Genomic DNA, 25,656 nt, shown 5'->3' with positions numbered 1-25,656 from the left:
TGCGAGGACGGCCAACCGGTGCCCGCCCTCTTACCGCTCACACCAGAGTCATCAACGCCTCACGACTGAAGGGCAAGATGTCACTCTCGCGCCCTTCGCGCACCTTCACCGCCCAATCCGGGTCCACCAGCAAGGCACGGCCCACTGCCACGAGGTCGAACTCATCGTTGTTCAGGCGCTCCAGCAGTTTCTCCAGGCTGGCAGGCTGGGCAACATTGTCGGTGTTGACCATGAACTGCAGGAACTCGCCATCCAGGCCCACGCTGCCTACCGTGATGGTTGGCTTACCGGTTAGCTGACGCGTCCAACCGGCGAGGTTAAGGTCGGAGCCTTCAAATTCCGGCTCCCAGAAACGACGGGTGGAGCAGTGGAAAATATCCACGCCAGCGTCAGACAGTGGCTTGAGAAACTCACCCAACGCCTCAGGGGTTTGCACCAGGCGCGCGGTGTAGTCCTGCTGCTTCCACTGGGAGAAACGCAAGATGATCGGAAAGTCCGGGCCGACAGCGGCGCGGGTGGCCTGGATCAGCTCAATGGCGAAGCGCGAACGGTTGGCCAGGCTGCCACCGTATTCGTCGGTGCGCTGGTTGCTGCCTTCCCAGAAGAACTGGTCCACGAGGTAGCCGTGGGCACCGTGGATTTCCACGCCGTCCATGCCGATGGCCTGGGCATCCTTGGCGGCCTGGGCGAAGGCGTTGATCACGTCCTTGATGTCCTGTTTGGTCATGCCGTGCACAACGACATTGCCGTCCTTGAGCTTTTCCATCGGGCCATAAGCCGGCACGCTGGCATCAGGCTCAGTGCCCATACGGCGCACACTGCCCACATGCCACAGCTGCGGAACAATCTTGCCGCCTTCGGCGTGGACTGCATCGACCACTTTCTTCCAGCCAGCCAAGGCGGCTTCACCGTAGAAATGCGGCACGTTGGGGTAGCCATTGGAGGCTGGGTGCCCGACCACGGTGCCTTCAGTGATGATCAAGCCCACACCGGCAGCGGCACGGCGGCGGTAGTACTCAATGACTTTGGAATTGGGTACGCCGCCAGGGGAGAACGAGCGAGTCATGGGCGCCATGACCACGCGGGTCGACAGTTGCAATGCACCGAGCTGGAAGGGTTTGAACAAGGCTTGGACGGGCATGGAACGCTCCACGGGAGAGTGAATTTATGATGCGGATAATATGGAGAGCCTGCAGCGCTGAGTAGCACTATTGATCTAAATGATTAAGGAGTAAAAGCGGGACGCGGAGCGCCCAGGGTGGCATTCCCACGCAGAGCGTGGGAACGATCAACGATCAACGCAGAGCGTAGGAACGATCAGGCCTTCACTGACGTCAGCTCAAGGCTTTTTCGATGGCCTGGATGATGGAGGAGTCTTCCGGGGGCGTGCGTGGTGAGAAGCGCGCAAGTACACGGCCATCCTTACCCAACAGGAATTTCTCGAAGTTCCAGGTGATATCCCCGGGGAATTCAGCGCCCTCGCCCGCCAGCAAACGGTACAACTGGTGCCGATCAGGCCCGTTGACCTCGATCTTGCTGCCCAGTGGAAAGGTCACGCCGTAGTTCAGGCTGCAGAACTGCTGAATCTGCTCCTCGGTGCCCGGCTCCTGGCCTGCAAACTGGTTGCATGGCAAGCCGAGCACTGTGAACCCTTGGTCCTTGTACTGCTGATAGAGGTTTTCCAACGCCGCGTATTGCGGGGTCAAACCACATTTGGACGCAACATTGACCACCAGCACAACTTGGCCCTTGAAAGGCGCCAGCGGTAGCGCTTGTCCGTCCAGGGCTTTGAGTTTCAGATCGTGGAAAGCACTCATGACGAACTCCAGATATCCCATGTTCTTTGCATTGCAGCCCTTCGGAGCTTACAACCGGCAAAGCTGCAATCATAGACGCCGGTGACAAAACTCGCCTGCAGGTTACTGAGCGGTCGGCCATGGCAGAATCGGAATTGCCGTCACCGCATTCTGCGGGCTGCCTTCGATCAAACGGTCGCTATAGACCAGATACACCAGGGTGTTGCGCTTCTTGTCGAGGAAACGCACCACCTGCATGGTCTTGAACACCAGCGAGGTGCGCTCCTTGAACACTTCGTCGCCGTCCTTGAGCTCACCCTTGAAGTGGATCGGGCCCACCTGGCGGCAAGCGATCGAGGCTTCGGCACGGTCTTCAGCCAGGCCCAGGCCGCCCTTTACCCCGCCGGTCTTGGCACGCGACAAGTAGCAGGTCACGCCATCGACCTTGGGGTCGTCAAACGCTTCAACCACAATCCGGTCGTTGGGGCCGACGAACTTGAACACCGTCGACACCTGGCCGACTTCTTCGGCCGAAGCCAGCAGCGGCATGGCCAACAGCAGGCCGAGCAATCCCTTCATCACGCGCATCGTGTATTTCCTATGGTTAAACCAGGATCAGGTTGTCGCGGTGAACCAGTTCCGGTTCCGCCATATAGCCCAAGAGTCCGACAATGGCGTCGGAAGATTGTCCAATAATCTTCTGTGCTTCCAGGGCGCTGTAATTGGCCAGGCCGCGCGCAATCTCGCGACCGTCTGGCGCAACGCACACCACCATCTCGCCACGGCGGAAGCTGCCCTGCACCAACTTCACACCCACCGGCAGCAAGCTCTTGTTGCCTTGGGACAAGGCCGATACGGCCCCCGCATCCAGCACCAGCGTGCCACGGGTTTGCAGGTGCCCGGCCAACCATTGCTTGCGCGCCGCCAGCATGCCGCGTTCCGGCGACAGCAGCGTACCGATGCGCTCACCGGCCTTGAGGCGATCAAGCACGCGCTCCAGGCGCCCGCCGACGATGATGGTGTGGGCACCGGAACGCGCGGCCAGGCGAGCGGCGCGCAGTTTGGTCTGCATGCCGCCACGGCCCAGGGCACCACCGACACTGCCGGCGACCGCATCCAGCGCCGGGTCGTCGGCGCGGGCTTCATAGATAAGCTGGGCATCGGGGTTGTTGCGCGGGTCGGCGTCGAACATGCCATCGCGGTCGGTGAGGATCACCAACAGGTCAGCCTCTACCAGGTTGGCCACCAGGGCGGCCAGGGTGTCATTGTCACCGAAGCGGATTTCGTCGGTGACCACAGTGTCGTTCTCGTTGATGACCGGGATGACCTTGAGCTCCACCAGCGCGCGCAAAGTGCTGCGGGCGTTGAGGTAGCGCTTGCGGTCGGACAGGTCGTCGTGGGTCAGCAGCACCTGCGCCGTGTGGCGGCCGTGCTCGGCAAAGCTGGACTCCCAGGCTTGCACCAGGCCCATCTGGCCGATGGCAGCGGCGGCTTGCAGCTCGTGCATCGCGCTGGGTCGCGCGGTCCAGCCGAGGCGGCTCATCCCGGCGGCAACCGCTCCGGACGACACCAGCACCAACTCAACGCCTGCCTCATGCAAGGCCACCATCTGCTCGACCCAGACGCTCATGGCTGCGCGATCCAGACCTTTGCCATCCGCCGTCAACAGCGCACTGCCGATTTTCACGACCCAGCGCTGCGCACCTGTCACTTTGCTCCGCATCATCTTCAACCTTAGAGTGAGGGCCGCGCGACCCAGCGCTGCCCATAACGTTATACCCGGATACCAAAACGCCGCTCCAGGGAGCGGCGTTCAAGTTTATCGCAACGGATCAGTCACGCACGTAAATGATTTCCGGACCGTCTTCATCATCCACGTCTTCTTCGTCCCAATCATCGTCGCCGATGTCGTGGACCGACTTCACGCCGCTGCGGCGCAGAGCACGCTGGTCGTCCAGGGCCTGCAACTGGGCGCGGGCTTCGTCTTCGATCTGCTGGTCGAGTTCGGCGAGTTCGGCCTTGTACACCGGGTCGGCCGCCAGGCGGTCGGCACGGTCTTCCAGGTAACGCATGATGTCGCGGGTCAGGCGCTCGGTGCCTTCTTTGGCGATGGCCGAGATGACGTAGACCGGACCTTCCCACTCCAGGCGATCAACGATCTCCTTGACGCGCTCTTCGTGCTCTTCTTCAAGAATCTGGTCGCACTTGTTCAGTACCAACCAGCGATCGCGCTCGGCCAGGGCCGGGCTGAACTTGGTCAGCTCGCTGACGATGACTTCGGCGGCGTCTGCGGCGCTGGTGTCATCCAGCGGCGCCATGTCGACGAGGTGCAGCAGCAAACGGGTGCGGGACAAATGCTTGAGGAAGCGAATACCCAAGCCCGCGCCGTCGGAAGCGCCTTCGATCAAGCCAGGAATGTCGGCGACTACGAAGCTTTTCCAGCGGTCGACGCTGACCACGCCCAGGTTTGGCACCAGGGTGGTGAACGGGTAGTCGGCGACTTTCGGCTTGGCAGCCGACACCGAGCGAATGAAGGTACTTTTACCGGCGTTCGGCAGACCCAGCAGGCCCACGTCCGCCAGTACTTTCATTTCCAGCTTCAGGTCGCGCTGTTCGCCCGGCTTGCCCGGCGTGGTCTGGCGCGGTGCACGGTTGGTACTGGACTTGAATCGGGTGTTACCCAGACCGTGCCAACCGCCCTGCACAACCATCAGCTTCTGGCCGGCCTTGGTCAGGTCGCCAATCACTTCCTGGGTCGCAGAGTCGATGATCGTGGTGCCGACCGGTACGCGCAGTACCAGGTCTTCACCTTTTTTACCGGTGCAGTCGGTGCTGCCGCCGTTGGAGCCACGCTCGGCATCGAAGTGCCGGGTGTAACGGTAGTCGACCAGGGTGTTGAGGTTTTCGTCGGCCATCATGTAGATGGAACCGCCGTCACCGCCGTCACCGCCGTTTGGACCACCGTTTTCGATGAATTTTTCGCGACGGAAACTCATGCAACCGTTACCGCCGTCGCCTGCTTTTACTCGGATGGAAACTTCATCAACGAACTTCATAACAAAACGCCTCTCGCCGCATGGACGAGCTTAAGAAACCAAGACATAAGACTCTTGCAAAAATGAGCGCAGCGACCTCAATCAGCGACCGCAAACCTGCGCCTGAGCTCATCACAAACAGCTTTGCAAGAGACTCACTCCACAAACGAAAAAGCCCCGTCGCAAGACAGGGCTTTTCCAGCGATCTCGCAATTAAGCTGCGACAACGCTCACGTAACGGCGGTTGAACGCGCCCTTTACTTCGAACTTGATCACGCCTTCGATTTTAGCGAAGAGGGTGTGATCTTTACCCATGCCAACACCGTAACCGGCGTGGAATTGGGTGCCGCGCTGACGCACGATGATGTTGCCCGGAATGATTTTCTGGCCGCCATACATCTTCACGCCAAGGCGTTTGGCTTCTGAGTCGCGACCGTTACGGGTACTACCACCAGCTTTTTTGTGTGCCATGAGTCAATTCTCCTAGTGAGGAATTAGGCTGAAATTAAGCCTGAATACCGGTGATTTTGATCTCGGTGTACCACTGGCGGTGGCCCATACGCTTCATGTGGTGCTTACGACGACGGAACTTGATGATGCGGACTTTATCGTGACGACCTTGGGAGATCACTTCAGCCACAACGGTAGCGCCAGCAACAACTGGAGCGCCGATGTTCACGTCATCGCCATTGGCGACCAACAGAACGCGATCAAAAGTAACGGATTCGCCAGTAGCGACTTCCAGTTTCTCGATCTTCAGGTATTCACCTGGGGCGACTTTGTATTGCTTGCCACCAGTAACAATTACTGCGTACGACATGGTATTTCTCCGATAATCCTGCTCACCCAGCGCTTTATAAGAAGAGGTATTGGCTGGCATGGCTGCATGGGATGGACGTCCCGAATGCAATTGCGTAAGGCAGGTGCTGCCCAGGAAGTTCAGGGTGCGCGATTGTACGCAAGCTATGGGAGGCTTGCAAGGGGCCGTCTATCGCGCCTTGACACCCGGGGGTCAGGGTCCTAGCATGCCGCGCAACCCTTCTGGAGCGACTGTCGCTGATGCAACCCCAAGCTTTCTACCGCGCGGTCGCGGACGATTTTAGCGCCGTCGACGGCATCATCAAGCAGCAGCTGACGTCTAAAGTGCCGCTGGTCTCCAAAATTGGCGACTACATTACGTCGGCGGGCGGCAAACGCCTGCGTCCTTTATTAGTGTTACTGTGCGGCAAGGCCCTGGGCCGTCAAGGCGATGACCTTCGCCTACTGGCCGCCACGATCGAATTCCTGCACACCGCCACCCTGCTGCATGACGACGTGGTCGACATGTCCGGCATGCGCCGTGGTCGCGAGACCGCAAACGCCATGTGGGGCAATGCGCCCAGCGTGTTGGTGGGCGACTTCCTGTATTCGCGCTCGTTCGAAATGATGGTGGAACTGGGCTCGATGCCCGTGATGAAGATTCTTTCACAGGCCACACGCATCATCGCCGAAGGCGAAGTGTTGCAACTGTCCAAAGTCCGCGATGCCAGCACCACTGAAGAAACCTATATGGAAGTGATTCGCGGCAAAACCGCGATGCTCTTCGAAGCCTCTACCCACAGTGCAGCCGCGCTGTGTGGCGCCACCGCCGAACAGGCCGAGGCCCTGCGCACGTTCGGTGATCACCTGGGCGTGGCGTTCCAACTGGTGGATGACCTGCTCGACTACAAGGGCGACGCTGAAACCCTGGGCAAGAACGTCGGTGACGACCTGGCCGAGGGCAAGCCGACCTTGCCGCTGATCTACACCATGCGCGAAGGCACGCCGGAACAGGCTGCCCTGGTGCGCAAGGCGATCCAGAAAGGCGGGATCGAAGACCTGGAAGCCATCCGTGCCGCCGTAGAAGCCTCGGGCTCCCTGGAGTACACCGCGCAACTGGCGCGTGACTACGTGGCGCGGGCGATCACATGCCTGGAAGCGCTGCCGGCCAGTGAATACCGGGATGCCCTGGTTGAGCTGAGTGAGTTTGCGGTCGCCCGTACTCACTGATTCCGCGCTGTTTAATGTGGGAGCTGGCTTGCCTGCGATGACGGGAGTGAATTCACTGCCGCTATCGCAGGCAAGCCAGCTCCCACATTAGGTCGAGTCCAACCCCACCCGCGTTTAAAACCCTATATAATGTGCGACTTTTAGCCATCCCTGACTTTCTAGGAGCTTTAGTGAGCACGTTGCCACCCTGCCCAAAATGCAATTCCGAATACACCTACGAAGACGGCGCCCAACTGGTCTGCCCGGAATGCGCCCATGAGTGGTCCGCCAACGGCGAGGCCGAAGTGGTCGGCGATGAGACCGTGAAGAAAGACTCTGTGGGCAACGTCCTGCAGGATGGCGACACCATCACCGTGATCAAGGACCTCAAGGTCAAGGGCACTTCCCTGGTGGTCAAGGTCGGCACCAAGGTCAAGAACATCCGCCTGTGCGACGGCGACCACGATATCGACTGCAAGATCGACGGGATCGGCCCGATGAAACTCAAGTCCGAGTTCGTGCGCAAAGTCTGAACCTGCTGCGTTCCATCCCGCGCCCGCCGCGGGATGGCGTTTCGCCCTCTGCGTTGATCGAACGCAATACCCACACAGAAAAACCCAGAAATTGCCAATAGACGCTTGCTATTCTACGAATAAGAATTATTCTCATTGAAACCCATCAAGGAGAACGACCATGACTTATTTGATAGATGCCTGGCTGGATCGCCCCCACCCTTACCTGCGAATCCTGCATCGGGAAACCGGTGAAGTCTGTGCGGTGCTTGAGGAAGAAGCGCTGAACGAGCTGCAGGACCAGGGCGATCTGGACGTGAACGGCCTGAGTTCCAGTGAGCCTGGGGTGCTGAAGGAAGTGGTGAGGAATCTGTTTCTGTTCTGCTATGCACGAGCGTTGCGCCCGGCGACCGACTTGAATGGCAAGTTCCATCCATGAAGAAACTGGCAAATACCTGTTGGGGCGAACGCGTTCGTCCCAACAGGTAACCAGCAGGCCTTACAGAACGTCGAGCAGCTCGACGTCGAATACCAGAACGCTGTGCGGCGGGATGCTGCCAACGCCTTGAGCGCCGTAAGCCAGTTCGCTCGGCACGTACAGGCGCCATTTGCTGCCGGCATTCATCAGTTGCAGGGCTTCGGTCCAGCCGGCGATCACGCCACCCACCGGGAATTCTGCAGGCTGGCCGCGCTCGTAGGAGCTGTCGAACACAGTGCCGTCGATCAGGGTGCCGTGGTAGTGAGTACGCACTTGGTCTTCACGGGTCGGCTTGGCGCCGGTACCGGCCGTCAGCACTTCAAATTGCAGGCCGGAAGCCAGGGTGGTGATGCCATCACGCTTGGCGTTTTCTGCCAGGAAAGCCAGGCCAGCGCCCGCTGCAGCTTCAGCCTTGGCAGCGGCTTCGGCTTGCATGATTTCGCGGATCACCTTGAAGCTGGCTGCCATTTGCTCTTGGTCAACACGGCTTGGCGAGCCTGCGAATGCGTCGGTCAGGCCGGCCAGGATCGCGTCCAGGCTGACGCCCGGTGGCGGGTTGTCGCGCAGTTGGTCGCCCAACTGACGGCCGATACCGTAGCTGACGCGGGTTTCGTCGGTGGACAGATTAACTTCGGACATGAAGAGGCTCCGCTGTAGGACGTCACGGTTTCCCGCGCCGCCCAGAACTAAAAGGGCCCGCAGACTAGCACACATGAGCGGGCCGTGATCAGCCCCACCCCGGCATCGCCGTTGCGCGCCGGCGACCCTTCGTCGACGAACAATAAAAGTATTTCAGAATCATCCTTTCCCGCCGATACAGCCCTACACATCTTGGCTGGCTCAAACAAAAACACACCGTCCAGCAGACAGACATCACTCTTCAAGGAGCTTTCGATGAACAGCTGGTTCGGTAACATCAGCGTCAATCTCAAACTCGGCCTGGGCTTCGGCCTGGTGCTGGTCCTCACCTCGATCCTGGCACTCACTGGCTGGACCAGCCTGGGCGGCTTGATCGACCGTAGCAATTGGATGAGCGACATCACCCAGCTCAATGCCTCGCTGACCAAGCTGCGTATCGTGCGCTTGCAATACATGCTGGCCAATGGCGACGAAGCTGTGGCGCAGAACGTGCAGACCAGCCTCGATGCCTTCGCCGCCCAGCAACAGAAGCTGCTCGACAGCTTCAAGAGCCCGGAAAACCTCAAGCTGCTCAATGAGCAGAAAGCCGTCATTACCGCTTACCGCCAGTCCCTGAACAAAATGCGCGAGGCCTACCGCAATGGCAACGCTGCGCGCGATGTCATGGGCGCCAAGGCCGACATTGCCAACGCGCAAATCAATGCGCTGGAAACCAGTGTGCAGCAGTCATCCGACAGCCCGGAACGCTTCACGCAGTTCCTGGCCGTGACCCAGGCCAAGAACGAATTCATGCAGGCTCGCTACGAAGTGCGCGGCTATACCAATAGCCCCAACGCAGAAACCGAAGCCCGCGCGGCTACACAGCTGGAAAAAGCTGTCGCCGGTTTGAAAGGCCTCAGCGTTGCCTTCGGTACTGGCCAGCAAAGCGCATTGTCCGCACTGGAAACCGCGCTAGGCGCCTACCGCAGCGCCGTGCAGAGCTACAAGGCGGCCAATGCCAATATCGTCACCGCCCGTGCCGAAATGACCACCCAGGGCGCCGACATCGTGACGATCAGCGACAAGCTGTACGACATCCAACTGGAACGTCGCGACGCCGAAAGCACCCAGGCCCGCAGCCTGCAACTGATCAGCACCTTGCTGGCCCTGTTGGTCGGCGTGATTGCCGCGTGGGTGATCACCCGCCAGATCACCCGCCCGATCCAGGACACCCTGGCCGTGGTGGAGCGCATCGCTTCGGGCGACTTGAGCCACAATATCCAGGTGACCCGTCGCGACGAACTGGGCGTGTTGCAGCAAGGCATCCAGCGCATGGGCACCACCCTGCGCGAGCTGATCAGCGGCATTCGCGACGGCGTCACTCAGATCGCCAGCGCCGCCGAAGAGTTGTCAGCCGTGACCGAGCAAACCAGCGCCGGCGTGAACAGCCAGAAGATCGAGACCGATCAGGTCGCCACCGCCATGCATGAAATGACCGCCACCGTGCAGGAAGTTGCGCGCAATGCCGAACAGGCTTCCCAAGCCGCTTCCGACGCTGACGGCCAGGCCCGCGAAGGCGATAAAGTGGTGGCTGAAGCCATCGCCCAGATCGAACGCCTGGCGGCCGAAGTGGCGCGCTCCACCGACGCCATGACGCACCTGCAACAAGAGAGCAACAAGATCGGCAGCGTGATGGACGTGATCAAGGCCGTGGCCGAACAGACCAACCTGCTGGCACTTAACGCCGCCATTGAAGCTGCGCGTGCCGGAGAAGCCGGCCGTGGGTTTGCGGTGGTCGCCGACGAAGTGCGTGGCCTGGCGCAGCGTACACAGAAGTCCACCGAGGAAATCGAAGGCCTGGTGGCCGGCTTACAGAACGGCACCCAACAAGTCGCCAGCGTGATGAACAACAGCCGCAGCCTCACCGACAGCAGCGTCGAACTGACGCGCAAGGCCGGGGTATCCTTGGAAAACATCACCCGCACCGTGTCGAATATCCAGTCGATGAACCAGCAGATTGCCGCAGCCGCCGAACAACAGAGCGCCGTGGCGGAAGAGATCAGCCGCAGTATCGTGAACGTGCGTGACGTGTCTGAGCAGACCGCTACGGCCAGTGATGAGACAGCCAAGTCGAGTGTTGAACTGGCACGCCTGGGTAGCCAGTTGCAGCAGATGGTCAGTCATTTCCGGGTGTAGCACCACAACCATGGTGGCGAGGGAGCTTGCTCCCTCGCCACAAGGGCCTTACCTGCGAACAGGCCAATGGGAGAATCAGCCCTCGCTCTCCTCAACAAACACCAATCGATTCCCAAACGGGTCTCTGATGCTCATCTCCCGCGTCCCCCACGGCGTGTCTTCCACCCCAGGCTTGGCATACCGGTATTCCTTGCCCAGCAATTGCTGCTGATACGCATCGACCCCTTGGGCCTGGACCCGTACAGCCGCCCCTGGCGAAGCATCGCCATGATGCTCGGATAAGTGCAGCACACACTCCCCCAGCGACACTTGCACGTACAACGGAAAATTCGCCTCGAAGCGATGCTGCCAATCGACCTTGAACCCCAGGAAATCGACGTAGAACTCCAACGCCTTGGCCTCGTCGAAAATCCGCAGGATGGGGGTGACTTTTCCTAAGTGCATTTAACTCTCCAAGTGCCGGTCGCTCGTTGCTGGCGAGCGACCACCCTAGCTCAGCAAGCGCTCAAAGTGAACACGCTCAATGGTTGTGAATTTCCCTGATCCTTGCGCTCGACAGTTGATTATTGTCCACATGCACTTCATCGAACTCATAGGAACTTTCTTCAAACTGATTCAAGTGGCCCGACTTGCGCATCCGCTCGATGGTGCCAGGCGCCACACACTGGCGAGCCTCGACGAACTGCGGGTTTACCTCGATATTTTCGTTGAAAGAGACGACGGGAACACCGCGACTGTCGATTTCGTAAAGGTGGTACTTGCCGCCGAGTGCAGCATCACCAAAATGTATCGCCGCCGCCTTTGAGCGAGACGCCATCACGACATTGCCGTCCATCATTTTTGCAGGCCCGGAAAAGAAGTTTGAGTCCCGAAAACCATAATTTGCCGGATCACCGCGACGCTCTACGCGATCCGCCTTTTCGACGCGGTACAACTTGGGTATATCGGTACGTTCAATCATGCCTCGACTGTTGAAATACCCACCATCAGGCACCTGGACGCCGGCCTTGAACGGATTGACCTTGAGCACGTTGCTATCGTCGTACGGCTCGTAATCCCCGGAGGACGTGGCATCGGAAACCACCGAAGACGGCGACTCCTCATTCTCCGACAGTTCGTTTTCCGAGTCCTCGAGTTTGGGCTTCTTCGCCGTAGACGGGCCCTCCTCGACGATCTCATAACGGGGCTGCACTGAGGGACGCTTGGCCCCCCCTTGCAGGTAAATCTCCATGGATGGGTCCCACGCAGGATTCAACCCGTTTGCTGTTTTTTCGGGTAGCCGCGCAGGTTCGGTCGGACTCATCAGCACACCGATCTGCCCGTTCACGCGGCGATAGTTGAAAAACGGCTTTTGCGCCGTCGTCGGTTGAGCGCCGGACTCGACAGCGGGATCGGCCGTGGAAGGGCCGGCCTTGCCGAGGGCGTGAAAAAAAGCCATCGTCGCGACGTCCATCACAGCCGAATGCAGCCCATTCTTGCGCTCGGCCTGAGTGTCACCCTCCACGGCCTGGTCGATTTCCATTCCTACCTGTGCCGTATAAGAGACGGCGCCAAGCGCCAGACCAATAGGCCCGAGCAAGGCCATGGGGATGGAGAATATTGCGTTGCCGGCTTGCAACAGAGCCAGTGCGTCGTCCTTGCGCACTTCGGCGTTGGATTTCATTTCGGTATCCGCATCATTGTCGATGCGTTGGCGTGTCTGGCTGGCCATGAAGGAAAACACGTCCCCGCCGATTGGATAATTCAAAGTATCGATAACACTGTCATTCGCTGCCTGGGTGCCTGCACCCAGCTTGGCCAGGGTGACGTCCACGCCGTTGGCACTCAGGGCGCCAAACACGCCCTGCTGACGATCACGCAGCGAGAAATGTTCCTCCAGCACCTTGGCTTTGGCGGGGTCCTTGCTTTGTTCGAGCACCCACTGGTCCACGGCGGCTCGGTCCTTGAAAGTCTGGATCGCGGGTTTTGCGCCGGGGACATAGAGGGTTTCGGTACCACTCTTGGAGATGAAGCGCAGGATGTCATTGGACTTATAACCATTGATGTCGAAGCAAAACACCCTGGTGTCCGGACCCGGCGTCGTCTGCGCCTGTAACTGGGCCTTGGACATCGGCCCCTCGAGCGGTACACCTGACGCCGCCGCTTTCATCACCTCGGCATAAGCCTGCGGGCTCAGGCCCTGGCTGGAGTCTTGTTGGTTGAGGGCGCGCGCGGCACGGGCCTCCATCACGAACTGTTGCTTGGCCAGCATCCGCCACTCGTCGCCGTGCTGCATCCAAAAATTGTCCAGCCTGGTCATCACCTTTTTCTGCAGGTCCCCCTCACGCACCAGGTTCAACAGCTCGCTGGGCTTCATGCGCAGTTGGTTGCCGGCGTCGTAGGTGCCCTTTCCCGGCCCATCCAGGTACAGGCCATAGGCGGCGTCCAGATCACGCCAGGTCTCCACGGCGTTGGGCACGTCATCGTGAATTTTCGAGTAGAGGTATCCCGGCCCCGTCCGGTCGAAAATGAACTTGCCCAGCCGGCTGAAAAAATCCGGCACACTTTCGCTGTCCAGCAACGAAAACGGGCTGGTATTCGAAGACACGAAATGCGCCAGCGCCTGAGCCTTGCCGGCCGTGCCGTAGCGTTCCGCCGAGAAAAAATCACTGGCCACGGCATCGGTCAGCGTCATGGACGACTCGGGAACTCCGCGATGTTCCCACCCGGTCACGGCGCTGCCAGTGTGGGTACTGTTGGCAGGAGAAAACTGATGCAGGTATACCTTGTCGGGGTCGATCCATTGATTGGTCAGGTTCCAGACTTTTTCCTGGATCCAGCCTTTGATCGTGTCACGCGGAAAAGGGAACGCCGACATCGCATCGACGCCCTCATTCACCGCGGCGTCAGGCGACGTGACGGTAGATGAAATGACGGCGTTGCCGGCCCGGTTAGCGAGTTGGCTGGGGCTTACAGGCTGAGTGTTCATACAGGCTCTCCGTAATAAGACCTGCACATGCTAGAGAGCCGTCCTTTGCAATCAATTAGCTTTTTGTAAGCGCTGATTGGCCATATTCAGACACGCTATCGGGCCGAGCACTGTCAGATCGCATCCCGCGCACCAAGCTGAAAACCTCGGCGCAAATCACCGCTGCGCGCCAGAAAACGACCCGCACGCCGTGTGTTCGACTGCCCTTCGCTGTAGCTCAAGACGCCGTTTACCCACACACGCTCAATCCCTTCGGCCGCACGCTGAGGCGTCTTGAAATCCGCCATGTCACGCACCCGCGCAGGGTCGAAGAGCACCAGGTCAGCCCAGTGCCCCTCGCGAATTTCTCCTCTTTGGGCCAAGCCGAAACGCGCCGCCGACAGCCCGGTCATTTTGTGTATCGCCGTGTACAACGGGAACAATCCGACATCCCGGCTGAAATGCCCTAGCACCCGTGGGAAAGCGCCCCACAAGCGCGGATGAGGAAACGGATCTTCAGGCAACCCATCCGACCCCACCATCGACAATGGGTGCGCAAGAATGCGCCGTACATCCGCCTCATCCATGCCGTAGTACACCGCCCCCGCAGGTTGCAAACGGCGGGCGGCATCCATCAGCGAAACGCCCCACTCGGCGGCAATCTCCTGCAAATCACGCCCGCCCATTTGCGGGTGCGGTGTGGACCAAGTGATGGTGATGCGAAACGCGTCAGTCACCTGCTTGAGGTCCAGGGTCGAGGAGCTGGCGGCATAGGGGTAGCAATCACAACCCACCGGATGGTCTTTTGCCGCTGCTTCCAGGGCCGCCAACAGCTGCGGGCTGCGCCCCCAGTTACCGGCACCGGCGCATTTAAGGTGGGAAATGATCACCGGCACCCTGGCGTGTCGACCGATCAGAAACGCCTCATCCATTGCTTCCAGCACTGGTTCGAACTCACTGCGCAAATGCGTGGTGTACACCGCGCCGTAGGCCGTCAGCTCCTCAACGAGCTGCAGCACTTCATCGGTCTTGGCGTTGAAGGCGCTGGCGTAGGCCAGGCCTGTGGATAACCCCAGGGCACCGGCCTCCAGGCTCTCTTGCAACTGCACGCGCATGGCCGCGATTTCATACGGTGTGGCGGTGCGATGCAGGTCGTCCATATGGTTGCTGCGCAGCGCCGTGTGACCGATCAATGCCGCGACGTTCACTGCCGGATGGGCGCCCTGCACCGCGTTGCGATAATCGCTGAACCGCGGATAACAGAACTGCTCACGGTTGCCCAATAAGTTCATCGGGTCCGGCGGGTCGCTGCGCAAACTGACCGGCGAAGCGCTGATACCACAGTTGCCGACAATCACCGTGGTCACGCCCTGGCTGAGCTTGGGCAGCATCTGCGGCTGGCGAATCACTACCGTGTCGTCGTGGGTGTGCACGTCGATAAAACCCGGTGCCAATACCCGGCCATGGCCGTCGATGATCTGCTCGGCCTGGGCTGTGGACAAGTCGCCAATCGTACGGATGCGCCCTGCCTGCACGCCCACATCGGCGACATACCCTGGGGTGTTACTGCCATCGATGATCAGCGCCTGGCGAATCAGCGTGTCGTACTTCATATCAATCTCCAAGCGGCAGGCTACCAGGGCCGCCGCGGTAATCGTCCAGCGCCAGTTTGATCCGGCGCAGGCGTTCCTGGTTGTCGTCCGGCAGGGCCAGCGCCAACTCGGTGGCGAGCAGGTCGATAGCCAGCAGCATGCCGTAGCGGGCCGCAGTGGGCTTGTAGATAAAACTGGTTTCCGCCGATTGCAGCGGCAGCACGACATCCGCCAACTGCGCCAGCGGCGAATCGGCAAGGGTGATGGCAATGATCCGCGCGTCGTAGTTGCGCGCCAGCGTCACTACCTCCAGTAACTCCGGGGTCAGGCCCGTGAGTGAGCAGGCGATCACGGCATGTTCGGGCCCCAGGGTCGCCGCCGTGACACGCATCATCACAGGGTCGTGGCTGGCGGCAATCGGATAGCCCAGACGCACCAGGCGCACCTGCAACTCATCACTGCACAGGCTCGACGGCCCGCCCATGCCGAACGCATGGATCATCCGAGCCTTGCCCAACAGCTTGACCGCATCGCCAAAGCTGCGCTGATTGAAGCCCGACAGGTGCTGACGCAACGTCGCCTCGATATCCCCCAGAATCTGCCGATGAAACGCTGACTGTTCTGGCTTGCCCGCCGGGTCCAGGAAGCGGCTGCCCACGCCGCTGGCCTGGGCCAACTGCAGGCGCAAATCGCGCAAGTCACGGCAGCCCACGCTGCGGGCGAAGCGTGACAAGGTGGCGGTACTCACCTCAGCCCGTTGCGACAGTTCCTCCAGGCTGGCGGACGCGGCAAAGCCCACATCCTCAAGCATCAGCTTGGCAATACGCCCTTCGCCGGCACTGAAAGTGTCCTGGCGGGCGCGGATCTGATAGAGGATGTCCATGGGGGCTCCGGGTTACAGGCTCATAACACAAGGGACAGACCGTAGGTCAGGCCGAAGGCGACCAGCGAAATCAGGGTCTCGAGTACGGTCCAGGTCTTGAAGGTCTGGATGACCGTCATATTGAAGTATTCCTTGATCAGCCAGAAGCCGCCGTCGTTCACGTGGGAAAAGATCACCGAGCCTGCACCGGTCGCCAACACCAGCAATTCAGGGTGTGGATAACCCAGGCCCAAGGCGACCGGCGCGACCACCCCGGACGCGGTGGTCATGGCCACCGTGGCCGAGCCGGTGGCGACACGCATCAACGCGGCGAACAGCCAGCCCATCACCAGCGGCGACAACTGGAACGCATGGGCCAGGCCAAGTATTTCATGAGTAACACCAGCGTCCACCAGGATGCGATTCAGACCACCGCCCGCGCCCACCAGCAAGGTAATGCTGGCGGTCGGCGCCAGGCATTCGTTGGTGAACTTGAGGATCGACTCGCGGTTGAAGCCCTGGGCCAGGCCCAAGGTCCAGAAACTCACCAGGGTCGCCACCAACAGGGCGATCACCGAGTTGCCGATAAACAACAGGAACTGGTTGAAACCGCTGCCCGGCGTAGAAATCACGTTGGCCCAGCCGCCGATCATCATCAGCACCACCGGCAACAGGATGGTGCCTATGGTCAGTGCAAAGCTGGGCAGGCGCGTACGCGGTTCACGCTCGATGAACTGGCGCTCCAGCGGGTTTTCCGCTGGCAAATGAATGTGCGGCACGATGAACTTGGCGTAGACGGGCCCGGCAATGATCGCCGTGGGGATGCCAATCAAAATCGCATACAGCACCGTCTGCCCGACCGAGGCGTTATAGGCCAGCACCGCCATCATCGCCGCCGGGTGCGGCGGCACCAACGCATGCACCACCGACAGGCCGGCGACCATCGGCAGCCCAACCATCAGGATCGACACGCCCACGCGTCGCGCCACGGTAAAGGCAATCGGCACCAGCAGTACAAAGCCGACCTCGAAAAACAGCGGCAGCCCCACCAGAAACGCAATACACACCATCGCCCAGTGGGCATTGCGCTCACCGAAGCGGTTGATCAGCGTGCGCGCCACCTGCTCAGCGCCGCCCGACTCGGCCATCATCTTGCCGAGCATGGTGCCCAGCGCCACCACCAGGGCGATATGCCCCAGGGTCTTGCCGACACCCGCCTCGTACGAGTCCATGATGGTGTCCGCCGGCATCCCGGCCATCAGCGCCAGGCCGATGGACACCAGCGTAATCACGATAAAGGGGTTGAGTCGGTAGCGTGCAATCAGCACGATCAATGCAATGATGGCGATGGCAGCGTATGCCAACAGCCCGAAACCCGGTGATGCGGCCATGCGGTACTCCTCGGAAAGGGTCACGTCGAATTGGTTGTGAAACTCATAAATCATTCCCGAGGAGCATTTTCAATTTTCATGAAAGTAATTTTCGCCCACGGATAAGCGCTGTCGCTTGGGGATACGCCCGACGCGAGCCGATGAAAATTCCGGGGGTGTTCTTACATGAAGATCAGAGAAGGCGGAAACTCAGTCGCTGCCCTTGAGTCATAGAATGCGCATCCATTGCCCAGGAACCCGCTCATGATTCGCACCACAATTGCCGCCAGCGTCCTGCTCTTGTGCAGCAGCGCTTATGCCGCCGACAACCCTGCCTTGAAAAAATGCATGGACAGCGCCAATACCACCGCCGACATGGTCAATTGCAACGCCCGGCAAACCAAGGTGCAGGACGACCGCCTGAACCGCGCCTACAAGACCGCCCTCGCCACAGGGGCTCAATCAGTCGTGATGAACCTTGGCGCGCTTGAGCAGTTTTTTGCAGCGCTCGGATAAATGCAGCACCCGCAGGTGCTTGCCAGCCTTGGTGTAGCGCTCGCGCAGGGTCATCAGGGCGGCAATCGCCGAATAGTCGACAAAGCTCAGGTGACGGCAATCCAGTGTGACCTGGGCCGGGTCGTTGGCCGGGTCGAACTGATTCAAAAACGGCGTGGTCGAGGCGAAGAACAACGTGCCATGCAGCCGATAGAGCTTGCTGCCATCGGCCTCCAGGTGTTCATCGGCGTACAGTTCCCGCGCCTGCTGCCAGGCGAAGTTCAGCGCGGCGATGACGATACCGCACAGTACGGCGGTGGCCAGATCGGTGAACACCGTAATGATCGTCACCGCCATGATCACCAGCACATCATTGAGCGGCACCTTGTTGATCACCCGCAACGACGCCCAGGCGAAGGTCTGTTGCGACACCACGAACATCACGCCCACCAACGCCGCCAGCGGGATCCGCTCGATCAGTGGCGACAGAAACAGAATGAACAATAGAATCATCACCCCGGCAAACACCCCGGAGAAGCGCCCACGCCCGCCGGAGCTGAGGTTGATCACGGTTTGCCCGATCATCGCGCAACCCCCCATGCCGCCAAACAGGCCCGAGACCATATTCGCCGCGCCCAGGGCCACGCTTTCGCGGTCAGGATAACCACGGGTCTCGGTGATTTCGTCGGTGAGGTTGAGGGTCAGCAAGGTTTCCAACAGGCCAACCATCGCCATCAAAAACGCGTAGGGCGCGATGATGCCGAGGGTTTCCTGGGTCCAGGGGATCTGCGGCAGGGCGAAAGTCGGCAAGCCACCGGCGATGTGCGCCATATCGCCCAAGGTGCGGGTCGGCAGGCCAAGCAGGTACACCGCCAGGCCCACACCGAGAATCGCCACCAGCGCGGGCGGTACAGCACGGGTCAGACGAGGCAACAGATACACAATGGCCATGGTTGCCGCCACCAACCCGGCCATCACGTACAACGGCGTGCCGCTGAGCCAGGTTTCACCGCTCTTGAAATGCTCCAGTTGCGCCAGCGCAATGATGATCGCCAGGCCGTTGACGAAGCCGAGCATCACCGAATGCGGCACCATGCGCACCAGCTTGCCCAGGCGCAGCAGGCCGAAAGCGACCATGATCAACCCGCCCAGCAACACCGTCGCCAGCAAATACTCCACGCCGTGTTGCACCACCAGCGCGACGATCACCACCGCCATCGAACCGGCGGCGCCCGAGACCATGCCCGGGCGGCCGCCGAACAACGCGGTGAGGGTGCAAATGATGAAAGCACCGTAGAGGCCCATCAGCGGGTTGAGATGAGCCACCAGCGCAAAGGCGATGCATTCGGGCAGCAAGGCGAAAGACGTGGTGAGGCCGGCCAAGGCGTCGGCGCGCAGACGGGTGAGGTTCATGGAGTACCAGGGAATTGCGGGGAATTAGGCGGGGGATGGTACGGAATTGCGGCGGGTGGGGCTAGTGAAGTGTCAGGTCTGATGTACCGAGCCGCCCCTTTCGCAGGCAAGCCAGCTCCCACATTTGGAATTGTGAATACATTCAAGTGTGGGAGCTGGCTTGCCTGCGATGACCGCACTGCGGTGCTAAGCAAACATCACACCATCTCGTTGCGAATCCACTCCACCACCGAGGTGCGCTTTGGCGTCCACCCCAACAGTTCACGGGCGTGTTTGCCGCGCACTCGGCTATTGGAGCCCAAGCCATAGTTGGCCATTTCATAGCCCCACTCGGCCTCAGCCTCGGCCAATGGCCAATCCTGTGGTTTGCCCAGGTTCAGCGCTTGGGCAATCGCCGTGGTCATGTCGATGAATGCTGCTTCGCTGCTTTCCACAAAGTAGAACGTACCCGGGACGTTTTTGGTCAGCGCCAGCAGATACAGGGCGACCACATCTTCAATATGCACGTTGGACCAGATGTTCTGCCCGCTGCCCACATGGCGCACTACCCCACTTTTGCGCGCCTGCTTGAGCAAGCGCGGCAATTGCACGCTGTCACGCTTCACGCCCAGGCTGTGGCCGTAGATCAGGGTGTTGCAGATCACCGCCGAATTCACGCCGTCATTGGCCGCCGCGAGGATCAGGTTGTCGATCGCCACGCGGGCAGCCTTGTCGACGGTCGGCTCAGGCAGGTTGTCTTCAAAGTAGATGACTTCACTGGCTTTACCGCCCGACGCATCGCCGACGATGCTCGACCCGCTGGTATGCAGGAACGGCTTGTTCGAGCCTTTCAAGGCGGCCAGCAAAGTTTGCACGGCGCCTCGGTGGTCGCTGCTGGCGGCGTTGATCACCGCATCGGCAGTCTGCGCCTGCTCGGTCAATACGGCTGCGTCGTCGAGGGTGCCGATCACCGGCGTGATGCCCAGCGCGGTCAGTTCAGCGGCTTGTTCGGCGCTGCGCACCAGGCCGGTGACGTGATGGCCGGCGTTGACCAGGCCGGTGGCGATCGAACCGCCGATAAACCCTGCTGCACCGGTAACGAATACATTCATGGAGGTTGCTCCTGACTGGGTAAGTGATGCGCCCAGTATCCAGCCCCCACTACTGCCGAATAAGCCCGTGCGGCCCAATTCACTCTTGCGCCCAGGTCACGAATCAGCGCGCATACCGCGCCAGCTTGGCCTGAATAAAGTCCAGGAAGCACTGGATGCGTAGTGCCAATTGCGAGTTGCGATAGAACACCGCGTGGATCGGCTGGCGATAACCGCTGTTGAACGCCTCCAACATGGGCACCAGGCGGCCGGCGTCGATGTCAGCGACGGTCATGAAATTCGAAAGGCAACAAATGCCCTGCCCCTGCAGCGCTAATTGGCGCACGGTTTCGCCACTGGAGGCGCTGACGCCGGGCTGGATCAGCCAGCGGTCACCTTCGCCGTGACGCAGCGGCCAGTGATTGAGGGTCTCGGTGTGGGTGAAGCCCAGCAAGGTGTGATCAGCCAACTCGGCAACGGTCGTCGGCGTGCCGTATTGCTTGAGGTAGCCGGGGCTGGCAAGGACATGCAGCGGCGTGCTGCCCAGGAAACGCGCATGCAGGGTCGAGTCGGCAAGGGCGCCGATGCGAATGGCGATGTCGGTGCTTTGCTCTAGCAGGTCGATGATCAAATCATCGCTGTTGAGCTCCAACTGGATATCCGGGTAGAGGCTGCGAAATTCGGCGATATACGGCACGACCCCATGCAGCATGAACGGCACGGCGGCATTGATACGCAGGCGGCCGGCCGGTTTTTTCTGGCGCGATGACAGGCGCTCTTCCAGCTCATCCATCTGCGCAAGGATCAGCTTGGCCTGCTCGAAGAAGTACTTGCCCTCTTCGGTCAGGTCCATGCGCCGCGTGGTGCGGTTGATCAAGGTGGTGTCGAGTTTGGCTTCCAGGCGCGACAAGGTACGGCTGACTGCCGATGGCGTTTGCCCGACCTTTTCGGCGGCGGCGGAAATCGAGCCGCATTCAATCACGCTGACGAAGATCTGTAGCTCATCGGAACGGGCTTTCACGGGCGGTCCTTGATTTGTCGGCTGACACAGGCACGGCCATTATTAACCAGCCAGCAACAAATGGCCTCCCAGCAACGCCATGCCGGTGAAAAATCCACGTTTGAACCACAGCGCACTGATGCGTCGGCGCACCACCTGACCCAGCCACATCCCCAGCAATGCCGGCACCAACGCCAGCAATGACGCGCCCATTTCACCGCCGCCCAGTGCCCCGCGCCAGGCCAGCCCGGCGGCAAGTGCCAACGTCGACACGGTGAACGACAGCCCCAGCGCCTGCACCAGCTGATCACGGCTCAAGCCCAGCGCCTGCAGGTACGGCACCGCCGGGATCACGAAGACACCGGTGGCCGAGGTAATGATGCCGGTGATCACCCCGCACAAGGGGCCCAGCCAACGCTCGGTTCGGGGCGCGACCTTGAAGGTTGGCAGGAATAACCCGCTCAGCGCATACACCAGTAAAGCCGCGCCCAGGGCACGCACCACCCAAGGTCCGCTACCCATGCCCAGCCACAAGGTGCCCAGCCCGGTGCCGAGGAAGATCAGCAACAGCATCGACCACAGGCGTTTGAGCAAGGCACCCAAGTGCCCGCCAAAGGACAGTTGCCAGAGGTTGGTCACCGTCGAAGGAATGATCAGCAATACCGCAGCCTGCGCCGGCAGCATAGCCAGGCCAAGCATACCCATGGCTACAGTGGGCAAGCCCAGGCCGATGACGCCCTTCACCGTACCGGCCAGCAGGAAGGTGGTGATGACCAGCGCTGTCAGGGCGGGGCCGAGGTTTTGGTAGAACGCGAGGAAGGTATTCATGCACCGATTGTGCAGGGCTGGAGAGTGGCTGAAAATTCGCCATATACTGAGGTAGCCTCTTGTTTTGTGTGAGGCTGATGACGCTATCGCAGGCAAGCCAGCTCCCACATTTGGAATTGTGAATACATTCAAGTGTGGGAGCTGACTTGCCTGCGATGAGGCCCTTCCAGTCACTGGAAAACTTAATGCACTTTGACCTCATCGACCTGCGCCTCTACCTGCACATCCTGGACTCCGGCAATATCACCGCCGGCGCGGCCCGCAGCCACCTGTCCCTGGCTGCCGCCAGCGCACGCATCCGAGCCATGGAGTCTTCACTGGGCATCGCGTTTCTCGAGCGCGGCCGCCGTGGCGTAACCCCAACACCCGCGGGCAAAGCCCTGGCGCGGCATGCTCGCCTGCTGTTGCAGCAGGCCGACCATCTGCAGCAAGACCTGGCCGAATACGCCAATGGCGTCAAAGGCCAGGTACGCCTGCTGTGCAATACCACCGCTCTAAGCGAGTACCTGCCTGAACTGCTCGCTCAGTTTTTGCGCGAGCACCCCAACCTCGATATCGACCTGCAAGAATTGCCCAGCCTGCGCATCACCCACGCCTTGCGCCAGGGCACCGCCGAGCTGGGGATTATTTCCGATGCGGTAGACACCCACGGCTTGCAGACCCTGGCGTTTCGCGACGACCCGCTGGTGCTGATCATGCCCCTGGACCACCCGTTGACCAGCGCGAGTTTTATCGAGAGCTTGCAATACGACTACGTGGGCCTGGCGGCCAACAGCGCGTTGGCGGTTTACCTGGAAGAACAGGCACTGCACGCGGGCTTTCGCTTGCAGACGCGCATTCGCGCCGACGGTTTTGATGGGGTGATTCGCATGGTCGCCGGCGGTGCGGGCCTGGGCATCGTGCCTCAGGCCGCCTTGGACCGTTGGCCACCTGCACGGCGCTTCAAAGCCCACCCCCTGCAAGAAGAATGGGCCTGCCGCAAACTGTTGTTATGCGCACGCTCGTTCGAGCAACTGCCCGGTTACGTCAGCACATTACTCGCTGCGCTCACCGCCCCCCCTTGTAGGAGCGAGCTCGCTCGCGAAGATCGCCAACGATAACGCGAGCTATCAGGTTTAACGCGGCGCTCTCGGGTTCTTCGCGAGCAAGCTCGCTCCTACAGATGATGCGCGTTTGTGGAAGAAGGTGTAGTAAACCGCCGACAAGATCAGCAGGAACGGCACGCCAAACACCAACGTCATCTTGAACGCTTCGGTGAAATAGGTGGTGATCATCACCGCCCCCATCAGCACCAACCCCAGCAACGTGCTGTAGGGAAACAGGCGCAACTGGAACGACAACTTCGCCCCGCCATGACGCTTGCGATAGCGGCGGAAAAACAGGTGAGTGAGGAAGATCATGAACCAGGTGAAGATTGCACCAAACATCGAGATCGCCATCATCAGGGTGAACGAACTTTCCGGGTACACCACGTTGAGCAACGTCGCCAGGGCAATGCCCGAACTGGACAGCAGCAATGCGTTGAGCGGGATGCCGTTCTTGCTCAGCGCGCCCATGGACTTGGGCGCAAAACCAGCGCGCGACAGGCTGAACATCATGCGCGTGGTGATGTAGAGCTGACTGTTCATGGCCGACAGCGCCGCGATCAGGATCACGAAATTCATCACCCCGGTGGCACCGGGAATGCCGATGGTCTGCATCACTGTGACAAACGGGCTCTGGGCCTGGCCGGCCTGGTTCCACGGTACGATGGCGAGCATCAGCGCCAGGGTCAGCAGATAGAACACCACCAGCCGCACGATGGTAGCGCGGAAGGCTTTCTTCACTGCCTGCTCCGGGTCGGCGGCTTCACCGGCGGCCACGGCGATCATCTCGACACTGAGGTAGCTGAAGATCGACACGATCACCGCGATCCACATGCCACTCAAGCCATGGGGGAAAAAGCCGTCGTGGGCCGTGTAGTTCTGCACCCCGTAGTCAGGGTTACCGGAGCCGAACACCACATACACCGCCAGGATGATGAAACCGACAATGGCGCTGATCTTGATCGTCGAGAACCAGTATTCGAAGTTGCCGAAGGTCTTCACGCTGATCGCATTGAGCAGGATCAGCACACTGGAAAACGACACGATCCACACCCACTCCGGCACGTTGGCGAACCAGTACTTCATGTACATCGCCACCGCCGTGACCTCGGCCCCCACCGCCAGCACAATCGCCGCCCAGTAGGCATAGCGCACCAGGAACCCGGCCAACGGGCTGATGTAGAACTCGGCGTAAGCGCCAAAGGAGCCGGAGGTGGAATGGGCCACCGTCATCTCCGCCAGGCAGCCCATCAGCAGCAAGGTAATCAACGCGCCGATGGCGTAGCTCACCAGCACGCTCGGCCCGGCATAACCGATGGCGTAGGCGCTGCCCATGAACAGCCCGGTGCCGATGGCGCCACCGATGGCGATCATGCTCATCTGGCCGGAAGTGAGCTGGCGCCTCAGGCCCAGTTCACGGTGGGTAATTTCTGCAAAGCCGTTGTCTGGCGTGGTCACTGGTGTGCCCCTTTATTATTGTGATAGTGGCTGACGCTGAACCTGTGGGAGCTGGCTTGCCTGCGATAACGGTAGTGAATGCACCGACGCTATCGCAGGCAAGCCAGCTCCCACATTTGATCTGTGTTGCCCTTAAGTAACGCTGTTGCGCACTTTGAATTGCGCTTGGTCCCACGTAGCGTTATCGAGAATTTCACCGAGAATTTCCACGGCGTCCCACACTTCGGTAAAGCTGGTGTACAACGGCGTGAAACCAAAACGCATGATCCGCGGCTCACGGTAATCGCCGATCACGTCTCGGGCGATCAAGGCCTGGATCACCGCGTAACCTTCGGGGTGTTCAAAGCTGACGTGGCTGCCGCGCCGGGTGTGTTCACGCGGGGTGATCAGCTCCAGGCCGTGGGCGGCGCAACGACTTTCGACCAACGCAATGAACAGGTCAGTCAAGGCCAGGGACTTAGTCCGCAGGCGCACCATGTCGGTCTGGGCAAAAATCTCCAGGCCACATTCCACCATGGCCAACGAGGTAATCGGCTGCGTACCACAGAGGTAGCGGGCAATGCCGGCGCTGGGGGCGTAGGTGGACTCCATGGCGAACTGCCGGGTATGCCCGAACCAACCCGATAACGGCTGGCGCACCACATCCACCAACGCCGGGTTGACCCACACAAACGCCTGGGAGCCCGGGCCGCCGTTGAGGTATTTGTAGGTGCAGCCAATCGCATAATCAGCACCGGCCTGGTGCAGGTCCACAGGCACCGCGCCCGCTGAGTGCGCCAGGTCCCAGATGCTCAGCGCGCCGCACTCGTGGCTCAGCGCGGTCAGGGCCGCCATGTCGTACATATAGCCGGTCTTGTAGTTGACGTGGGTGAGCATCACCACCGCCACGTCCGC

At 60.4% G+C, this 25,656-nt stretch carries 24 protein-coding genes and 2 pseudogenes; 7 read left to right on the top strand and 19 right to left on the bottom strand.

The genetic code is table 11. The features are described 5' to 3' along the window. Positions 1-37: 37 nt before the first annotated feature. The 7 genes from APH41_RS22215 to rplU all read right to left on the bottom strand — a co-directional run bounded on the left by APH41_RS22215 (position 38) and on the right by rplU (position 5,651). Entirely contained in the window at positions 38-1,141 is a 1,104-nt protein-coding gene (locus tag APH41_RS22215; protein ID WP_054921540.1) for an NADH:flavin oxidoreductase, read from the bottom strand. 193 nt (positions 1,142-1,334) lie between these two features. Then, positions 1,335-1,817: a glutathione peroxidase gene (locus tag APH41_RS22210; protein WP_054921537.1), complete on the bottom strand. Its 483-nt coding sequence runs from the start codon at positions 1,815-1,817 to the stop codon at positions 1,335-1,337. 102 nt (positions 1,818-1,919) lie between these two features. After that, entirely contained in the window at positions 1,920-2,384 is a 465-nt protein-coding gene (locus APH41_RS22205; protein ID WP_003194082.1) for a CreA family protein, read from the bottom strand. Positions 2,385-2,400: 16 nt separating this feature from the next. Then, complete coding sequence (proB, locus tag APH41_RS22200) at positions 2,401-3,519, bottom strand: glutamate 5-kinase (protein ID WP_019817476.1); 1,119 nt, start codon at positions 3,517-3,519, stop codon at positions 2,401-2,403. A 109-nt stretch (positions 3,520-3,628) separates the two neighbouring features. Next, entirely contained in the window at positions 3,629-4,852 is a 1,224-nt protein-coding gene (gene cgtA, locus APH41_RS22195; protein ID WP_003194084.1) for an Obg family GTPase CgtA, read from the bottom strand. A 192-nt stretch (positions 4,853-5,044) separates the two neighbouring features. Continuing rightward, entirely contained in the window at positions 5,045-5,302 is a 258-nt protein-coding gene (gene rpmA / locus APH41_RS22190; RefSeq protein ID WP_003176049.1) for a 50S ribosomal protein L27, read from the bottom strand. A 34-nt stretch (positions 5,303-5,336) separates the two neighbouring features. After that, the gene (gene rplU / locus APH41_RS22185) at positions 5,337-5,651 is read right to left on the bottom strand and encodes a 50S ribosomal protein L21 (protein ID WP_007950961.1); all 315 of its coding nucleotides are present in this window, start codon (positions 5,649-5,651) and stop codon (positions 5,337-5,339) included. A 239-nt stretch (positions 5,652-5,890) separates the two neighbouring features. On the opposite strand from rplU, the gene APH41_RS22180 reads away from it, so the two are divergent. From APH41_RS22180 to APH41_RS22170, 3 genes are all read left to right on the top strand, one after another. Next, a complete protein-coding gene (locus APH41_RS22180) occupies positions 5,891-6,859 on the top strand; it encodes a polyprenyl synthetase family protein (protein WP_003194086.1) in 969 nt (322 codons plus the stop codon). 170 nt (positions 6,860-7,029) lie between these two features. Continuing rightward, complete coding sequence (locus APH41_RS22175; protein WP_034128750.1) at positions 7,030-7,371, top strand: zinc ribbon domain-containing protein YjdM; 342 nt, start codon at positions 7,030-7,032, stop codon at positions 7,369-7,371. Between the two features lie 160 nt (positions 7,372-7,531). Beyond that, the gene (locus APH41_RS22170) at positions 7,532-7,789 is read left to right on the top strand and encodes a hypothetical protein (RefSeq protein WP_005791321.1); all 258 of its coding nucleotides are present in this window, start codon (positions 7,532-7,534) and stop codon (positions 7,787-7,789) included. A gap of 60 nt (positions 7,790-7,849) precedes the next feature. Here the strand turns inward: APH41_RS22170 and APH41_RS22165 are convergent, their stop codons facing one another. Then, positions 7,850-8,467 carry an FKBP-type peptidyl-prolyl cis-trans isomerase gene (locus APH41_RS22165; protein WP_034128752.1) on the bottom strand — a complete coding sequence of 206 codons (618 nt, stop codon included), beginning with the start codon at positions 8,465-8,467 and terminating at the stop codon, positions 7,850-7,852. 255 nt (positions 8,468-8,722) lie between these two features. On the opposite strand from APH41_RS22165, the pseudogene APH41_RS29710 reads away from it, so the two are divergent. Continuing rightward, a pseudogene (locus APH41_RS29710) lies at positions 8,723-9,739 on the top strand (methyl-accepting chemotaxis protein); the annotation flags it as partial. A 39-nt stretch (positions 9,740-9,778) separates the two neighbouring features. Next, the gene (locus APH41_RS29705) at positions 9,779-10,642 is read left to right on the top strand and encodes a methyl-accepting chemotaxis protein (protein ID WP_370706066.1); all 864 of its coding nucleotides are present in this window, start codon (positions 9,779-9,781) and stop codon (positions 10,640-10,642) included. 75 nt (positions 10,643-10,717) lie between these two features. On the opposite strand, the gene APH41_RS22155 is transcribed toward APH41_RS29705, so the two are convergent. The 5 genes from APH41_RS22155 to APH41_RS22135 form a co-directional block, all read right to left on the bottom strand. Further along, complete coding sequence (locus APH41_RS22155; protein ID WP_054896979.1) at positions 10,718-11,086, bottom strand: glyoxalase superfamily protein; 369 nt, start codon at positions 11,084-11,086, stop codon at positions 10,718-10,720. 76 nt (positions 11,087-11,162) lie between these two features. Then, complete coding sequence (locus APH41_RS22150; RefSeq protein ID WP_054921535.1) at positions 11,163-13,610, bottom strand: dermonecrotic toxin domain-containing protein; 2,448 nt, start codon at positions 13,608-13,610, stop codon at positions 11,163-11,165. 113 nt (positions 13,611-13,723) lie between these two features. Further along, on the bottom strand, positions 13,724-15,202 hold the full coding sequence (locus APH41_RS22145) for an amidohydrolase family protein (RefSeq protein WP_054921533.1): 1,479 nt from the start codon (positions 15,200-15,202) through the stop codon (positions 13,724-13,726). Between the two features lies 1 nt (position 15,203). Beyond that, positions 15,204-16,064 (bottom strand): MurR/RpiR family transcriptional regulator, encoded by an 861-nt coding sequence (locus tag APH41_RS22140; RefSeq protein WP_034128758.1) that lies wholly within the window; start codon positions 16,062-16,064, stop codon positions 15,204-15,206. A 20-nt stretch (positions 16,065-16,084) separates the two neighbouring features. Next, on the bottom strand, positions 16,085-17,488 hold the full coding sequence (locus tag APH41_RS22135) for a gluconate:H+ symporter (RefSeq protein ID WP_054921531.1): 1,404 nt from the start codon (positions 17,486-17,488) through the stop codon (positions 16,085-16,087). A 189-nt stretch (positions 17,489-17,677) separates the two neighbouring features. Between APH41_RS22135 and APH41_RS22130 the strand changes: the two are divergent. Continuing rightward, a pseudogene (locus APH41_RS22130) lies at positions 17,678-17,863 on the top strand (lysozyme inhibitor LprI family protein); the annotation flags it as partial. A 12-nt stretch (positions 17,864-17,875) separates the two neighbouring features. Here the strand turns inward: APH41_RS22130 and APH41_RS22125 are convergent. The 4 genes from APH41_RS22125 to APH41_RS22110 form a co-directional block, all read right to left on the bottom strand. Continuing rightward, positions 17,876-19,321: a SulP family inorganic anion transporter gene (locus tag APH41_RS22125; RefSeq protein WP_054921529.1), complete on the bottom strand. Its 1,446-nt coding sequence runs from the start codon at positions 19,319-19,321 to the stop codon at positions 17,876-17,878. A 197-nt stretch (positions 19,322-19,518) separates the two neighbouring features. Next, entirely contained in the window at positions 19,519-20,412 is an 894-nt protein-coding gene (locus APH41_RS22120; protein ID WP_054921526.1) for an NAD-dependent epimerase/dehydratase family protein, read from the bottom strand. A 103-nt stretch (positions 20,413-20,515) separates the two neighbouring features. Next, positions 20,516-21,412 carry a LysR family transcriptional regulator gene (locus tag APH41_RS22115; RefSeq protein WP_034128763.1) on the bottom strand — a complete coding sequence of 299 codons (897 nt, stop codon included), beginning with the start codon at positions 21,410-21,412 and terminating at the stop codon, positions 20,516-20,518. A 42-nt stretch (positions 21,413-21,454) separates the two neighbouring features. After that, the gene (locus tag APH41_RS22110) at positions 21,455-22,219 is read right to left on the bottom strand and encodes a sulfite exporter TauE/SafE family protein (protein WP_054896987.1); all 765 of its coding nucleotides are present in this window, start codon (positions 22,217-22,219) and stop codon (positions 21,455-21,457) included. Between the two features lie 185 nt (positions 22,220-22,404). Between APH41_RS22110 and APH41_RS22105 the strand changes: the two genes are divergently transcribed. Then, complete coding sequence (locus APH41_RS22105) at positions 22,405-23,319, top strand: LysR substrate-binding domain-containing protein (RefSeq protein ID WP_054896988.1); 915 nt, start codon at positions 22,405-22,407, stop codon at positions 23,317-23,319. Between the two features lie 15 nt (positions 23,320-23,334). On the opposite strand, the gene APH41_RS22100 is transcribed toward APH41_RS22105, so the two are convergent. Together APH41_RS22100 and kynU are read right to left on the bottom strand one after the other, a co-directional pair. Continuing rightward, a complete protein-coding gene (locus tag APH41_RS22100) occupies positions 23,335-24,762 on the bottom strand; it encodes an amino acid permease (RefSeq protein WP_054921523.1) in 1,428 nt (475 codons plus the stop codon). A 132-nt stretch (positions 24,763-24,894) separates the two neighbouring features. Beyond that, positions 24,895-25,656 (bottom strand): kynureninase (gene kynU / locus APH41_RS22095; RefSeq protein ID WP_082430489.1); only part of this gene is annotated, 762 nt, incomplete at its 5' end.

The sequence above is a fragment of the Pseudomonas sp. NBRC 111138 genome (assembly GCF_001320835.1).
Lineage (GTDB): Bacteria > Pseudomonadota > Gammaproteobacteria > Pseudomonadales > Pseudomonadaceae > Aquipseudomonas > Aquipseudomonas paracarnis.
The sequence above is the reverse complement of the archived record's forward strand: the minus strand, read 5'-3'. Positions and strand labels throughout refer to the sequence as shown.